The organism is Variovorax sp. CAN15 (assembly GCF_030462475.1).
Lineage (GTDB): Bacteria > Pseudomonadota > Gammaproteobacteria > Burkholderiales > Burkholderiaceae_C > Variovorax.
In genome coordinates this window covers 1-14,055 of the sequence record NZ_JASMRZ010000112.1, presented here as the reverse complement: position 1 = coordinate 14,055, position 14,055 = coordinate 1, and the positions used below count along the sequence as shown (strand labels likewise).

Here is a 14,055-nt window from a genome sequence, read left to right as displayed (position 1 = left end):
AGCTCGCGGTAGGTCACGGCGATCTGCAGCATGGCGTCGGCCAGCCGCTGGCCTTCGCTCGGCCCTTCCGCGGGCGCAACGGGCTCGGGCTTGAGCCCATCGACCGCGCGCGCCACGTCGAGCATGCTGCTGGCGATGCGCTGGCTGCCGTCCACATCGGCCCCGCCCAGCTTGCGCTGGCGCACGAACTCCTCGCAGATCTCCTTCCAGCGCGCGTCCCCCTCGGGCGTGGGGCTGCCCAGGAGCTGGGCCAGGCGCAGCAGGTTTTCCTCGGCGCCCGTGGTCAGGGTCTGGGCCTCGCCGCGGTAGTGGTCGCGCAGCAGCGCGTCGAGCTCGTCGTCGCGCATCAGCGCGGTGATCTTGCCCGCGAGCTTGGTCATGTTGCGGTAGCTGCCCTGCAGCTTGAAGGGCGGCGCGGTGCGGTACGACTCCTGCTGCGCGGCCGACTCGATGTAGGCGAGGTTCACCTTCAGCAGCAGGTCGCGCGCACGGAAGAGCCGCTGCAGCAGCGCCTTGATCTCCTCCAGCTCGACCGCGCTGTACGCGTGAGACAGCGCACTGCTCGGCACCTCGTGGCCTTGCGCCATCTTCACCAGCAGCTGCACGTCCTTCGGGTCGCGCGAGGCCAGCGGCATCAGCGTGGCATTGGAGGTCAGGCTGTTCTCGATGTACGAGAGCGCGAACGCCGCCTCGCGGCCCGAGAGCACGTCGCCGAGGTTGTAGATGTCGGCGCGGTTGGCCAGCATGTCCGGAATCTTGAACACGTCGCCCGACTCGGTGTAGGGATTGCCCGCCATCACCACCGCGAAGCGCTTGCCGCGCATGTCGTAGCTGCGCGGCTCGCCGTTCCACACGCCCTCGATGCGGCGGGTGCCGTCGGCCAGCGCGATGAACTTCTGCAGGAATTCCGGGCTGGTGTGCTGGATGTCGTCGAGGTACAGCATCACGTTGCTGCCCATGGCCAGGCCGAGGTTGAGCTTCTCCAGTTCCTGCCGCGCCGCGCTGTTGGGCGCGTTCGCCGGATCGATGGCCGTCACGCCGTGCCCCAGCGCCGGGCAGTTGATGCGCACGAAGATCAGGCCCAGCCGGTCGGCCACGTACTCCATGAGCGTGGTCTTGCCGTAGCCCGGCGGCGAGATCAGGAGCAGCAGCCCCATGCGGTCGGTGCGGCTGCCCTCGCCCGCCGAGCCGATCTGCTTGGCGAGGTTGTCGCCGATGATGGGCAGGTACAGCTCGTCGATCAGCTGGTTGCGCACGAAGGTCGAGAGCGGCCTGGCCTGGAACTGGCTCAGCTTGAGCCGCGCCTTCTCGCCTTCGAGCAACTCGTGGCGCAGCCGGTGCAGCGACTCGAAGCCCGGCACCGCGTGCTGCGTGTGGAACAGAAAGCGGCGCCAGAAGTCGTTGAGGTTCAGCGTCAGGCGGCCATCGGCCAGACGCGGATGCTCGCTGCGCAGCCCTTCCACCGTATGGTCGAGCGCCACGTTGACGCGCGTGCGCTGCAGCGGCATGGCGAGCACGCTGGCCGCGTCGTCCACCCAGTCGGACGATTGCGGCGACTGGTGCACGGCAAAGGCGCGCACCCAGTCGCGCGCCAGCCGCCAGCGCTCGGCCGGCGGCGCGGCATCGAGGTCGGCCTGCCAGGCTTCGCGACGACGGCCGCGTTCGAGCTCGCGCAGCAACGCGGCGGCAAGGTCTTCGCCCGCGCCCGAGACCACCCAGGTTTCGCCGCCGTGCGCCGCCAGTTCGCGCACGAGGTAGGCGGCCGACTGGTCGCACAGCGTGGCGACCAGCGCATTGCGAGCTTCCAGCTCGTCCTCCACTTCCGTGCCGGTGCGCGAAAGCAGGTCGGGCAGCACTTCGCGCACGAAGTGGCCGAGCGACCGGGCAACGTCGGCTTCGAGCTGGTCGAGAGCGTCGCGACGCCCGAACAGCTCCTGCATCTGCAGAGCCGCGCGCGCACGGCGCAGCAGCGACTCGCGATGCGCGATCAGGTGGCCGTGCTGCCAGTAGAGCAAGGCCAGCGCGCGCTCGGTCGGGCCCCAGGCCAGCAGGCCGGCCTGGTCCTGCATGAGGATCAGCGCAGCCAGCAGGCGGAGCGCGTCGTCGTCGTGAATGCCCTTCTGGTAGCCCTCCTGGTAGCGGGCAGCGGCGAAGCGGCGGACCATTTCGAGCAACTGCGGATGCTGCGGGTCTTCGGCCAGCAGCGTGCGCACCTCGGCCCAGCTGCGCTCCGCCTTGCCTTCGAGCAAGGCTTCGAGCAGGCGACCGGCAAGGTACTCGGCGCGCGACAGCTCGGGCGTCTCGGACACCAGCGACTGGCCCCAATAGGCCTGCAGCGCGCGCAGGCGCTCGTCGTCCACCGGGCTCAGGTAGTCGGTACCAGTCACCTGATAGGCCATGCCCTCCTCGCGGGCCACCAGTGTCAGGTCGACGGGCTGGCGGTGCACGGTGAAGGCGTGGCGGCCGAGGCGCAAGGTATCGCCGCCCTCGCTCACCAGCTCGCGCTTGTCGCGCACCGCACGCAGGGCCTGGTCGCGCGCGGTCTTCAGGCGGGTGTCGAGCTCGTCGGCCGGCACCGCCGCGCCCAGCGTGCGCAGGTCGGCGATCAGCGTTCGCAGCTTGCCGATCATCGGGTCGGCGGCGAAGTAGCTGTGGACCTGCGCCAGATCGGCCAGTTGGGCGATGCGGCGCGGAATGCCGTCGAGGATGCGCCCCGCCGCGTCGATAACGCCCTGCGCGCGGCGCTGGCGGGCCTCGACCAGAGCCTGCCGCCGGGCCGACAGCGCCTCGTAGACGTTCTCGCGCTTCTCGGCGATGTCGCCCAGGAACTCGTCCTGCTCGGCGAAACGGCCTTCGATTTCTTCCAGCTGCGCCAGCAGGCGGGTGAGCGCGTCGTCGCACTTCTCGGGCGTGTCGGCGAATTCCAGCGCGTTCTCGACCGCCTGGCCGAAAAGCTTGAACTGCGCACCGAACTCGGCGCGCGCCTCGGTCGCGCCCAGCGACTTGCGCCGCGCGCGCGCATCGGCGCGCATACGGTTGATGTCGGCGTAGATCAGCGAGATGCGGTCGAGGATGGAAGTGCGGATCACCGCATCGCCGCCCGGCAGGCTGCCCAGTTGCTCGGTCAGCAGGTCGAGGCCGGCCGCCTGCTCGTCGAGCGAGGCGAGCAGTTGTCCCAGCGCGGGCGAGGTGGCGAGGTTGGGCAGCTCCAGTGCGAGCTTGTCCAGCACCTGGCGCTGGCCGGCGAAGGCGGTGTCGKCCGCCAGGAACTGCATGGCGCGCTCGCCGATGCGCTGCTGCTCGGCTTCGAGCGCCGCGTCCATCGCGGCGATGCGCGGCAGGTCGGCGTAGCGCAGCTCCTTGAGCAGCTGCAGCGCTCCGCGGCGTTCGCGCAGCCGGCCCAACGCCTTCACGAAGTCGTCGGGAGCGCGCCAGAGCGTGCTGGCGATGTCGACCAGCAGCGCGCGCTGCTCTTCCTCCGCGCGAGCCAGCGCCCGTGCCGTCTCGCGACGGATGGTGTCGACCTTCTCGAATTCAGCCAGGGTGCTGCGCGCCACCTCGGCGATGCTGCGCAGCTCGCCCATGATGCCGGCGGCCTCGGGCGCGTCGAGCCAGAAGTAGGCGTCGCTCACGCGAGTGCACTGGCGGATCAGGTCTTCGTAGGCCGCCTTGGTCGGCGCCTGCTCGCGCACCGCGCGGGCGATACCCATCAGGTCGCTCACGCCGCGCACCAGCTCGGCGTTGCCGATCTTGCTGAAGAAGCCAGCGGCAGGCTGTTGCGCGCTCACGTGCTCCTCACTGGCGAACGGCGTCTGCCAGAGCTGCATCGGGTGCACGCGCGTCGGTTCGCCTTCCACGTCGTGGAACACCAGGATGCGGCCGTCAGCGAAGCGCGCGTAGCCGTTGGCGATGATCGGCGTGGCGAGCTTCTTCTCGATCAGGTTGTAGTTGAAGAGCGCGTAGCGGCCTGGCTTGCGGTCGTAGAAGATGTAGGCCACGTCCTCGCCGTTTGGCGAGCGCAGCATGCGCTTGAAGCGCAGGTTCTCGACCATCTCGGCCGGCAGGTCGAAGCGCTTGTGCTCGCCCGACTGCAGGTAGTAGCCACCCGGGAAGATGATGCCGTGGTCTTCCGGAAGCTGCACGCAGGAGCCGCCGATGGCGTCGATGCGCTCGACCTGCTGCGTGCGGATGTTGAAGACCAGGTAGCGCGTGGCCTGCTCGCGGTAGGGCTTCACGCGCAGCAGGATCAGCATGCCGAGCTTCGCCCACGCGATCTCGGCGTCGGTCAGCGACTGGCTGCGGTCTTCCACCGGCTCGCTGTAGATGCCCAGCCCGGTCTCGGTGTTGTTTTCGATCTTGATCGTGAGGTCGCCACCCAGCGTCTCGACGAACACGGTATCGAGCACGTTGACGTGCGGGTGCTTGCCGCCCACGTGGTCTTCGCGCGTGGCAACCGTCCACTCGAAGTCGTGGCTGGGCGGCAGCGCGATGTCGCGCTCGCCGCGGTTGTCGATGTACTGGATGCGCCCGTCGCGCTCGATGGCCCAGCGGAACACGCGTACGTCGGTGAGCTGCTGGCCGATCTGGAAGGAAGCGAGCAGCTTGTCCTGCGTCACGCGAAGCTGCAGCAGCGTGGCCTGCTTGTAGTAGGCGTAAAGCTCGCGGAAGTCGGAGGCGAAGCGCGGGTCTTCCAGGAAGCTGCCGGCCAGCGGCACCGGCTGCAGCTCGTCGCTTTCGGCACCCTGCCCGGCCTCGCCCGGCGACACCAGCCGGTACAGGCCGAACACGTCGCCGACCGTGGTTTCCTTGCGCAGGCCGATGAACACGTTGTAGCCGAACAGCAGCAGGTCGCCGATGCGCACGAGGTCGCGCGCCACGGCGTTGTTCTCGGTGCGCGCGCGGGTGCGCAGCACCAGGGTCTGGTCGGAGCGGCCGAACTCGGCCAGCCGCTGATCGTTGAGCGCCTGCGTCTTCTTCAGCAGGCCCTCGCCCTGGTTCTCCAGCCGCTTCTTCAGCAGGTCATAGCTGCCGCCGCCGGACACCAGCGCCTCGGTCTGCGATTCGGCGCCGCCGGCCGGCGGCGCGCCCTTTTCATCCGTTGGTTGCATAGGTCGGCGCGGTCAGTCCGCGCGGAGCAAGGCGAGCAGTTCGTCGCGGTGGGGCTGGGTATCGAGCCAGGCGCGGATGCGGTCCAGCTCGTCGATGCAGACGTCGCCGTAGCGGCGGCGCAGCGCTGCGACACGCGCGTTGCGGACCTCCTCGGTCTGCAATCGGCGCTGCCAGCCGTCGGACAGCAGCTCGTCGAGCCTGCCGGCCAGGCCCCGGCTCACGATGGCGCGCCACTCGCCCGGGTCGAACCAGAGGTTCTGGCAGGCCACGCAGCGGTCGACGCGGAAGTCGGGGCCCGCGCTCACGCGCAGGCGCTGCATCAGCCGGTCGCATTCGGGGCAATGGCGCACCGCGGTGGCGTCGAACACCTCGATGACCTCGTCTTCGACCGCATGCGGCACGCGGCTCGCGTCGCCTGCCTTCCAGGCGCGCCAGTCGTCCATGTCCATGACCATGCCGTGGCAGTCGCCGCACTCCATCGCAAGCAGGGCCTCGGCCAGCGCCACCGGCCGCATCGGCGAGTGCGCGGGGCAGCTGCACTTGAGGTTCGCGTTCATCGCGCCGCGTCCCCGGCGGCGCCGTTGCGGAAGGTGGCGACCAGGTTGCGCAATGCGCTCTTCTGGCTTTCGCTGCCGTCACTGGCGATCCGGTTCATCAGCGCGGCCACGCTCAGGTTCTGCACCTCGCCCGACGAGCTGCCGAGCGCGCCGACGATGTCGCGCAGGTCCTTCACCACGTCGCGCTCGCCCGAGAGCTGGTCCTTGAAGGCCACCTGCAGCGCATTGCTCTTGGAGATGACGCCGTCGATGCCCTTGCCCACCGAGAGCGAGCGCACGAAGCTGTCGAAGTAGTCGCCCTGCCCGCCCACGATGTCGATCTTGGCGTTGGCCAGCGCGGTGCCCAGCACCTCGGCCTGCTCCTTGGCGATGGCGGTCTGCGCGTCGATGCCCTTGAGGGTCTCGATGTGCGACTTCTCCAGGCGCATGCGGAATTCCTCGTGATCGCGCGTCTCGGGGCTCATGGCCTTCATGGCTTCGAACTTCTCGTGCAGGCCCTTCGCCTCGGCGCCGAAGCGCGCCTCGATGACCTGCGCATCGGCCTGGCCCGACTTGAGCGTGGCCTCGGCATCGGCCGTGCGCACGTTGACCTCGGCAAGGCCGAGCTTTTCCTTGCCCGAGGCCTCGGCCTCGAACTTGGCGCGCATGCCGGCGGCTTCGGCCTGCGAGCGGGCTTCGATCACCTGCGCGTCGGCCTGGCCGGCCTTGAGGATCGCGTCGGCATCGGCCTGGCGCACATGCACGTCGGCGAGGCCCAGCTTCTCCTTGCCCGAGGCTTCGGCCTCGAAGCTGGCGAGCTTGGCCTGGGCGGTGGCGATTTCGACCTTGGCTGCAGCCAGTCCCGGCGCGGCCGAGATGGCCTCCACGCCTTCGGCTTCGCGCTTCTTCGACTCGGCCTCGCGCTCGGCCACCTTCAGCTTGGCGTCGGCCAGCGTGAGTTCTTCGGCTGCCTTGTGGCGAGCGCGCTTTTCCTGTGTCTCGGCGGCCTTGAGGTCGAGCACCATCTTCTCGTCGGCCTGGCCCTCGGCCATGATGACGACCGACTTCTTGGTGCGCTCGGCCTCCGCGACCACGCGCAGTTCCTTGATGGCCTCTTCCTGCTCGGCCACCGTGCGCTCGACCACGATGCGCTCGCGGATCACGTCGGCGATGGCCTTCTTCTGCACTTCGACGGCCTTGTCCTTCTCGATGCGCTGCAGCGTCACTTCCTTCTCGCGGTCGACCACCTCCAGATCGCGGGCGCGGATGACCTTTTCTTCCTCGACGGCCACGGCGCGCTTGCGGTTGTTCTCGGCCACTTCCTTCTCGCGCTGCACGTTCTCCTGCTGCACCGACACCGACTGTTCGGCGAGCAGGCGCGCGGTCTCGGACTTGGTGCGCTCCTCGGCCTGGATCTTGGCGGTCTCGGCCTCCTCGCGGGCACGCACGCTGGCAATCTCGCGCTGCTGGCGCGCGGTGGCGTCGGCCTGCTGGCGCTCGAGCTCGAGCAGGGCTTCCTGCGTCTCGACGTTCTTCTTCTTGATCTGCATTTCCTCGTTGCGGCGCAGCTCGTTGGTGCGCACGTGCTCCACCGCCGTGAGTTCGGTGATCTTCTTGATGCCCTGCGCGTCGAGGATGTTGTTGGCGTCAAGCTCCGACAGCGGCGTCTGCTCGAGGAAGTCGATGGCCGCGTCTTCCAGCACGTAACCCGAGAGGTCGTTGCCGATCTGGCTCACGATCTGGTCGCGGAAGTTGTCGCGCGCCTGGTAGAGGTCGACGAAGTCCATCGACTTGCCCACCGTCTTCAGCGCTTCGGAGAACTTGGCGGAGAACAGCTCCTCCAGCGTCTCGTGGTTGGAGGCCCGCGCGCAGCCGATGCCCTGTGCCACCTTCAGCACGTCGTCGGCCGTCTTGTTCACGCGCACGAAGAACTTCACCTTGATGTCCGCGCGGATGTTGTCGCGGCAGATCAGGCCCTCATTGCCGGAGCGGTCGATCTCGATGGTCTTGACCGAGATGTCCATCAGCTCGGCCTTGTGGATGATCGGATAGACCATCCGCCCGGTGAAGGTCACCTCGGGCTCGGCGCGCAGCGTGTTCACGATGAGCGCGTGGCCCTGCTCGATCTTGCGATAGAACTTGGCGAACATCGCGAACAGGCCGAGGATGACGACGGCCAGTATGACGATGGCGAAGATGATGGGCTCCATTTTTTCTCCAGAAATGCTTGAGAGCGAAACAAACGAAACGGGTGAAGGCCTGGTGTGCGGCGCGCCCCGTGGCGCGCGCACTCAGGCCGAGTGGTCGTCGTGCGCGGTGATGAGGTAGCGCGCGGCCACCTCGTCGTATTCGACGATCAGCGCCTGCGAACCGCGCCTGAGCGTGTTGGGCGTGGGAGCCCACACGCGGATGTTCAGGCTGGCGCCGCGCCGCGCGACTTCGGCACGGCCGTCTTTCTCGTTGACCACGCCTGTCACGACACGGCACAGCTGGCCGACCAGCGCCGCGTTGCTCACGGCCGTGTGGCTCACGAAGAGGCCTCGCAGCGGGCGGATGGCCACGGCCGTGACAGGAATGGCGATGACCGCGCTGGCCACCAGCAGCGCGGTGCCGGCCAGCAGTTGCAGGAGCATGGTGGGCACCAGCGGCAGCAGCCATTCGCCGCCGAGGCAGGACAAGGTCCATGCGATAAGCACCAGCAGGCTCACGGCCACCGAGAACGGCACGCCGTTCAGGCCCAGGGCCACCACGTAGCTGGCCAGGTGGCCGATGTCGCTGGCGTCGCCATCGGCGTGCGTGTGCACGCCGACGTCGACGTCGAGGCCGCTGTGTTCGATGTCGACCATGCCGAGCATCGCGAGCACCCAGTAGATCACCACGACGCCCAGCAGCACCGTGTAGATCGCGGTCGGGTACCCCGTCACCGCTCCCAAGAAATCGCCCATTGATCCTCCCGCGTGCGGGTTGTTGTCAGTTGTTCTGCTTGCTACTGCCGCTGCGTACCGGCGTCCTCCCGCCGGTGTTCTTCTTCGGTGCCGCTGCCGGCTTGCCCGCGAAGGCAATCAGGTCGCGCGTGGCCCTCTCCTTGATGGCCAGTCTGTCGTCTGCGGCGAGGCCGTAGCGCTTCGCCAGGAATTCATAGTCGGCGCCGCTCAGCGACACCGTGAGGCGCGGCCGCTTCGGCTTGGCGGTGGTGGCGAGGCCGAGCACCTGCCGGATCTGGTCGGACGTGGAGACATGCTGCCTGAAGGCCGCGGTGCGCACGGCCTCCAGCACGGCCTCTTCCACGTCGAACGCGACCTGGACGGCGCGCAGCGCCTCGTCCGAGCCCTGCCAGCGAACCGGCTTGACGCGCATGGTGCCTATTGCGCCTCGGGGCCTGCGGGCCTGGCCTGGCGGGCGCGGATGCGCTCCATGACCTTGCCGGTACGGTCGGCGTCGCTGCCGATTCCGGCAGCGGCCAGTTTCTTCTCGAGCGCGCCGTGGCCGAATTCGTCCTCGAGTTGCTTGCCGGCGGTCATGCGGTCGGACAGGTCTTCGTGGCGCGCGCGGATGCGCTCCAGTGATTCGCGCGCATTGGCCAGGCGCGAACCGCCGGCGCCGATGTTCTCGGAGATCGACTGCGTGGCGCGGTAGACGCTCTCGGTGGTCTTGGCAATGCCGATCTCGCGCTCGTGCTCGCGGATGCGGGCCTCGGCCGACTTGATCAGGTCCTTGAGCTTGGTCACCTGCAGCGCGTACGAGGCGTGGGCCTTGGCCTGCTCCTCCAGCTCCTGCTCGAGCGCGCCGACCTTGGCCGCGACGTCGAGCGCCAGGCCTTCCTGCGTCTTGTTGAGCGCCTCGAGCGCGAGGCCCTCGTAGCGCGCCGCCTCGTTCTTCAGCCGCTCGATCTCGCGGGCCGATTGCATCTCCTTGGCCATCACGCCCGTGAGGTCGCCCTTGGCCTTCTCGATGCTGTGCTTGGCGTCGATGATTTCCTGCTCGTAGATGCGCGTGGCGTTGCTGTCGACCACGCTCTCGCCGATTTCGCGCGCGCTGCCGCGCAGCAGGGTGACGAGCTTCTTGATGACTGTCATGGGACCTCCGCTTAATTCAGGAATTCGGACAGGGCGTCGAGCGCATCGAGCGCGTTGTCGCTGAGCACCGCCACTTCGCGTGCGATGTCCTGCACGCTGGCGTCACGGCCGAGTGCGCCGGTCAGCACGTAGCGGCCGTCGACACGACCGAAGGAAGACAAGGGAACCGAGGGATTCAGGTCGAGCAGGGATTCGAGCAGCTCGGTGCGGCGCGCCGGCTTCACTTCTTCCTCGGCCCAGAGGTAGCAGATGCAGATGATCTGCATGTCGGAACTGGTGACGAAGATCGGCAGTTCGTCGCGCCCCTCGATGCTCACCTGGATCACGGGCGTGTTGCCCGGAATGGGCTGCAGCTGCACGGACCGCCCGCCCATCTCGGCGCCTGCCAGCAGATCCAGTCCCTTCAGTTGATCGAGCAGTGGTTGCATACCTCTCCTTGTGGTGAATACCTTTGGAAGCGAGCGGTGCTTCGACGGATTCACTATAGGTGCGTGGACATAACATGTCAAAAGATTTCTTTCGCCGGCCCCATGACTTTCGGCACTGGCGCGCTCCCTAGAATTCACCGATGGCCAGCACCATCAACCCCGCGCGTGTCGATTTCGTGACGCTGCGCCTCTTCTGCGCTGTGGCCCAGTCGGGCAGCATCACCAAGGGCGCGGAGGCCTGCCACCTCGCGCTCTCGGCTGCGAGCAGGCGCCTGTCCGACTTCGAAGCGGCAACGGGATCGAAGCTGCTGGAGCGTAGCCCCCAGGGCATCGCGCTCACGCCGGCCGGCCATGTGGCGATGCAGCATGCGATGCGGCTCTTCCAGGGCTTCGAGCAGTTCAGCAGCGAGCTCGGCGACTACTCGAGCGGCGTACGTGGCCATGTGCGGCTGTGGGCCAACATGTCGGCGCTGACGGAGTTCCTGCCCACGACACTCGCGACTTTTCTCGGGCAGCATCCCGACATCCGCGTCGAAGTCGAGGAGCAGCTCAGTGGAGACATCGTGCGCGCGCTGGTCGACGGGCTTGCCGACGTCGGCGTGTTCGCGGAGAACACGCCCGCCTACGGCCTCGACGTGCAGCCCTTCCAGACCGACGAACTCGTGGTGTTGTGCGCGAAGCAGCATCCGCTGGCGCGAAGCCGCGTGAAGCAGACCGACTTCAAGAGCTGCCTCGCGCATGAATTCGTGGGGCTGAATCGCAGCAGCTCGCTGCTGGAGTTGACCTCGCGCGCGGCCGAACAGGCCGGCATCCCGATGCGCCTGCGCGTGCAGGTGCGCAGCTTCGACGCGATGTGCCACATGATCGCGGCCAACCTCGGCATCGGCGTGGTGCCGCTGGCAGCCTGCAAGGCGCAGGTGGAGGCGCTCGACCTGAAGGTGGTGCGACTCAAGGATGCGTGGGCTACGCGGCGGTTGCTGATGGCGACGAAGACGGGGGCGGAACTCTCTCCTGCGGCGCGGCTGCTCGTGCGGCAGCTTCTGCACCCGACCGCCCCCTGAGGCAGCGCCTCATCGCGCTCGACGGGCCTCCCCGGCCTCCAACACCGCCCACTCCTCGTCCGTGAACAGCCGCGAGCGCGTCAGAAACCGCACGCCCTCCGGCCCCTCCAGCGAGAACATCCCGCCGCGCCCCGGCACCACGTCGATGATGAGCTGCGTGTGCTGCCAGTACTCGAACTGCGGCCCGCTGATGTAGAACGGCATGCCGCCGATGTGTCCCAGCAGCCGGTCGTAGTCGCCCACTATGAACTCGCCCTGGGCGTAGCACATGGGCGCGCTGCCGTCGCAGCAGCCGCCCGACTGATGGAACATCAGCGGGCCGTGCCTGGCGGCGAGCCTGTCGATCAGCGCGAGCGCGGCATCGGTCGCGGTGACGCGCAGGACTTCGCCGGGGGTACTCATCAGAAGAAGCCCAGCTTGTTCTCGCTGTAGCTCACCAGCAGGTTCTTGGTCTGCTGGTAGTGGTCGAGCATCATCTTGTGGTTCTCGCGGCCGATGCCCGACTGCTTGTAGCCGCCGAAGGCCGCGTGCGCCGGGTACTGGTGGTAGCAGTTGGTCCACACGCGGCCGGCCTGGATGCCGCGGCCCATGCGGAAGGCGCGGTTCATGTCGCGGCTCCAGACGCCGGCGCCCAGGCCGTAGAGGGTGTCGTTGGCAATGGCCAGCGCCTCTTCCTCGTCCTTGAAGGTGGTGACCGAGACCACCGGGCCGAAGATTTCCTCCTGGAAGATGCGCATCTTGTTGTTGCCCCTGAAGACGGTCGGCTTCACATAGTAGCCGCCGGCCAGGTCGCCTTCGAGCGTGTTGCGTTCGCCGCCGATCAGCACCTTCGCGCCTTCCTGCCTGCCGATGTCGAGATACGACAGGATCTTCTCCAGCTGCTCGCTGGAGGCCTGAGCGCCGATCATCGTGGCCATGTCCAGCGGGCTGCCCTGCTTGATGGCGGCCACGCGCTTGAGGGCACGCTCCATGAAGCGGTCGTAGATCGACTCCTGGATCAGCGCGCGCGACGGGCAGGTGCAGACCTCGCCCTGGTTCAGCGCGAACATCGCGAAGCCTTCGAGCGCCTTGTCGAAGAAGGCATCGTCCTTGTCCATCACGTCGGCGAAGAAGATGTTGGGCGACTTGCCGCCCAGCTCCAGCGTGACCGGAATCAGGTTCTGGCTCGCGTACTGCGAGATCAGGCGGCCCGTGGTGGTCTCGCCGGTGAAGGCGATCTTGCCGATGCGGTTGCTCGACGCCAGCGGCTTGCCCGCCTCCACGCCGAAGCCGTTGACGACGTTCAGCACGCCCGGCGGCAGCAGGTCGCCGATGAGTTCCATCAGCACCAGGATCGACACCGGCGTCTGCTCGGCCGGCTTGATCACCACGCAGTTGCCGGCTGCGAGCGCAGGCGCCAGCTTCCACACGGCCATCAGGATCGGGAAGTTCCACGGAATGATCTGACCAACCACGCCGATGGGCTCGTGGAAGTGGTACGCGAAGGTTTCATGGTCGATCTCGCTGATACCGCCCTCCTGCGAGCGCACGCACGAGGCGAAGTAGCGGAAGTGGTCGATGGCCAGCGGCAGGTCGGCCGCCGTGGTCTCGCGGATGGGCTTGCCGTTGTCCCAGGTCTCGGCTGCCGCCAGGATCGCCAGGTTCTCCTGCATGCGGTCGGCGATCCTGTTCAATATGTTCGCGCGATCGGTGGTCGAGGTGCGGCCCCAGGCGGCCTTCGCCTTGTGCGCGGCGTCCAGGGCGCGATCGATGTCTGCCGCGGTGGAGCGCGGCACCTCGCAGAAGACCTTGCCGGTGACGGGCGTGATGTTCCCGAAATACTGGTTCTCCGCCGGCGCGACCCATTCGCCGCCGATGTAGTTGCCGTAGCGCTTCTTGAACGGCACCGCGGTACCGAATTTGCCCGGTTCGAGCATGTCCATGACGTTGTCTCCATGTGCTGGGTGATGGCGCCGCGACATGCGGCGGCCGTACGCTCAAGCGCAAGGCGCGTACCCGGGCGGATCGGTAGATTCCCTGAGCCCCCCGTCCAGGGGCGGGCATGCGCGACAGCGGGTTTTCATTCGCAATCTGCGACATCTTCCGGCGAACATGGCGACTACGATGTCGCACAAGGCGAAACCCCATCGGAGACACGCATGAGTGCTGCAGAGCAGTTGCCGTCGATCGCAGTGGCGCAGGCCCGGGAGCTCTTCTTCGGACAGGGCGCCGACCCGGCGCCGTGGATCGCGCCGCACATCTCGCGTTCCTGGCAGCGCAGCCGCCCGGTCGACCACCATGCCGTCGATACCGAGCCCATGGCGCTGGCTCTGCTGAGCGAGCGGCGCGAGCAGGCCATGCGCCTGCTGAACTGTGCGCAGCCCGAGCTCGACGGCCTGGCCGAGCATGCGGTCGGCAACGGCTGCGTGGTGATCCTGTCGGACGCCAGCGGGCTGATCCTCGAGGAGATCGGCAGCCCCGACTTCCTGCCCAAGGCCCAGCGCATCGCGCTCCAGCCGGGCGTGGAATGGTCGGAGCACAACCGCGGCACCAACGCCATCGGCACGGCGCTGGCCGAACGCGAGGCTCTTATGGTGCTGGGCGGCGAGCACTATCTGGCTCAGAACGGCAGTCTCGGCTGCGCGGCGGCGCCGATCTTCACCGGACGCGGCGAACTGGCAGGCGCGCTCGACATCTCCGGCGAAACGGTGCGCGTGAACACGCACGCACTGGGGCTGGTGCGCATGGCGGCGCAGCAGGTCGAGCACCGCATGATGCTGGCCGACGCCGGCGGCCACGTGCTGCGCTTCCACGCGCGGCCGGCGCTGATCGGCACGGCGCGCGAAGGTCTGATGGTGATCGAGGG

11 protein-coding genes are annotated in these 14,055 nt (G+C 67.9%); 2 read left to right on the top strand and 9 right to left on the bottom strand.

The window, feature by feature from the left end:
- From QMO14_RS31135 to QMO14_RS31105, 7 genes are all read right to left on the bottom strand, one after another.
- Positions 1-5,108, bottom strand: a 5,108-nt coding sequence (locus tag QMO14_RS31135; RefSeq protein ID WP_301511930.1) for a DNA repair ATPase, incomplete at its 3' end; no start/stop codon positions are given.
- A 12-nt stretch (positions 5,109-5,120) separates the two neighbouring features.
- On the bottom strand, positions 5,121-5,666 hold the full coding sequence (locus QMO14_RS31130) for a zf-TFIIB domain-containing protein (RefSeq protein ID WP_301511928.1): 546 nt from the start codon (positions 5,664-5,666) through the stop codon (positions 5,121-5,123).
- On the bottom strand, positions 5,663-7,855 hold the full coding sequence (locus QMO14_RS31125) for a hypothetical protein (protein ID WP_301511927.1): 2,193 nt from the start codon (positions 7,853-7,855) through the stop codon (positions 5,663-5,665). The genes QMO14_RS31130 and QMO14_RS31125 overlap by 4 nt, the downstream gene beginning before the upstream one ends.
- A gap of 81 nt (positions 7,856-7,936) precedes the next feature.
- Positions 7,937-8,590, bottom strand: coding sequence for an OB-fold-containig protein (locus QMO14_RS31120; RefSeq protein ID WP_301511926.1), 654 nt, complete (start codon positions 8,588-8,590; stop codon positions 7,937-7,939).
- A gap of 25 nt (positions 8,591-8,615) precedes the next feature.
- Positions 8,616-9,002, bottom strand: a complete 387-nt coding sequence (locus QMO14_RS31115; RefSeq protein ID WP_301511925.1) for a hypothetical protein — start codon at positions 9,000-9,002, stop codon at positions 8,616-8,618.
- A gap of 5 nt (positions 9,003-9,007) precedes the next feature.
- Positions 9,008-9,721: a PspA/IM30 family protein gene (locus tag QMO14_RS31110; RefSeq protein ID WP_301511924.1), complete on the bottom strand. Its 714-nt coding sequence runs from the start codon at positions 9,719-9,721 to the stop codon at positions 9,008-9,010.
- An 11-nt stretch (positions 9,722-9,732) separates the two neighbouring features.
- Entirely contained in the window at positions 9,733-10,149 is a 417-nt protein-coding gene (locus QMO14_RS31105) for a YjfI family protein (RefSeq protein ID WP_301511923.1), read from the bottom strand.
- 140 nt (positions 10,150-10,289) lie between these two features.
- Here QMO14_RS31105 and QMO14_RS31100 point away from each other — a divergent pair, with 140 nt between their 5' ends.
- The gene (locus QMO14_RS31100; RefSeq protein WP_301511922.1) at positions 10,290-11,210 is read left to right on the top strand and encodes a LysR family transcriptional regulator; all 921 of its coding nucleotides are present in this window, start codon (positions 10,290-10,292) and stop codon (positions 11,208-11,210) included.
- 9 nt (positions 11,211-11,219) lie between these two features.
- Here QMO14_RS31100 and QMO14_RS31095 read toward each other — a convergent pair whose 3' ends face one another.
- Together QMO14_RS31095 and adh are read right to left on the bottom strand one after the other, a co-directional pair.
- Positions 11,220-11,612 carry a DUF779 domain-containing protein gene (locus tag QMO14_RS31095; protein WP_301511921.1) on the bottom strand — a complete coding sequence of 131 codons (393 nt, stop codon included), beginning with the start codon at positions 11,610-11,612 and terminating at the stop codon, positions 11,220-11,222.
- Positions 11,612-13,132 (bottom strand): aldehyde dehydrogenase, encoded by a 1,521-nt coding sequence (gene adh, locus QMO14_RS31090; RefSeq protein ID WP_301511920.1) that lies wholly within the window; start codon positions 13,130-13,132, stop codon positions 11,612-11,614. The genes QMO14_RS31095 and adh overlap by 1 nt, the downstream gene beginning before the upstream one ends.
- A gap of 216 nt (positions 13,133-13,348) precedes the next feature.
- On the opposite strand from adh, the gene QMO14_RS31085 reads away from it, so the two are divergent.
- Positions 13,349-14,055: sigma-54-dependent Fis family transcriptional regulator (locus tag QMO14_RS31085; RefSeq protein ID WP_301511919.1), on the top strand; the 707-nt coding region annotated here is incomplete at its 3' end.

What these genes read in the sequence shown, in the direction of transcription:
- QMO14_RS31105 (WP_301511923.1), bottom strand. Translation starts at nt 10,149, where the DNA reads ATGCAACCACTGCTCGATCAACTGAAGGGACTGGATCTGCTGGCAGGC.
- adh (WP_301511920.1), bottom strand. Translation starts at nt 13,132, where the DNA reads ATGGACATGCTCGAACCGGGCAAATTCGGTACCGCGGTGCCGTTCAAG.
- QMO14_RS31120 (WP_301511926.1), bottom strand. Translation starts at nt 8,590, where the DNA reads ATGGGCGATTTCTTGGGAGCGGTGACGGGGTACCCGACCGCGATCTAC.
- QMO14_RS31110 (WP_301511924.1), bottom strand. Translation starts at nt 9,721, where the DNA reads ATGACAGTCATCAAGAAGCTCGTCACCCTGCTGCGCGGCAGCGCGCGC.
- QMO14_RS31095 (WP_301511921.1), bottom strand. Translation starts at nt 11,612, where the DNA reads ATGAGTACCCCCGGCGAAGTCCTGCGCGTCACCGCGACCGATGCCGCG.
- QMO14_RS31115 (WP_301511925.1), bottom strand. Translation starts at nt 9,002, where the DNA reads ATGCGCGTCAAGCCGGTTCGCTGGCAGGGCTCGGACGAGGCGCTGCGC.
- QMO14_RS31130 (WP_301511928.1), bottom strand. Translation starts at nt 5,666, where the DNA reads ATGAACGCGAACCTCAAGTGCAGCTGCCCCGCGCACTCGCCGATGCGG.
- QMO14_RS31125 (WP_301511927.1), bottom strand. Translation starts at nt 7,855, where the DNA reads ATGGAGCCCATCATCTTCGCCATCGTCATACTGGCCGTCGTCATCCTC.
- QMO14_RS31100 (WP_301511922.1), top strand. Translation starts at nt 10,290, where the DNA reads ATGGCCAGCACCATCAACCCCGCGCGTGTCGATTTCGTGACGCTGCGC.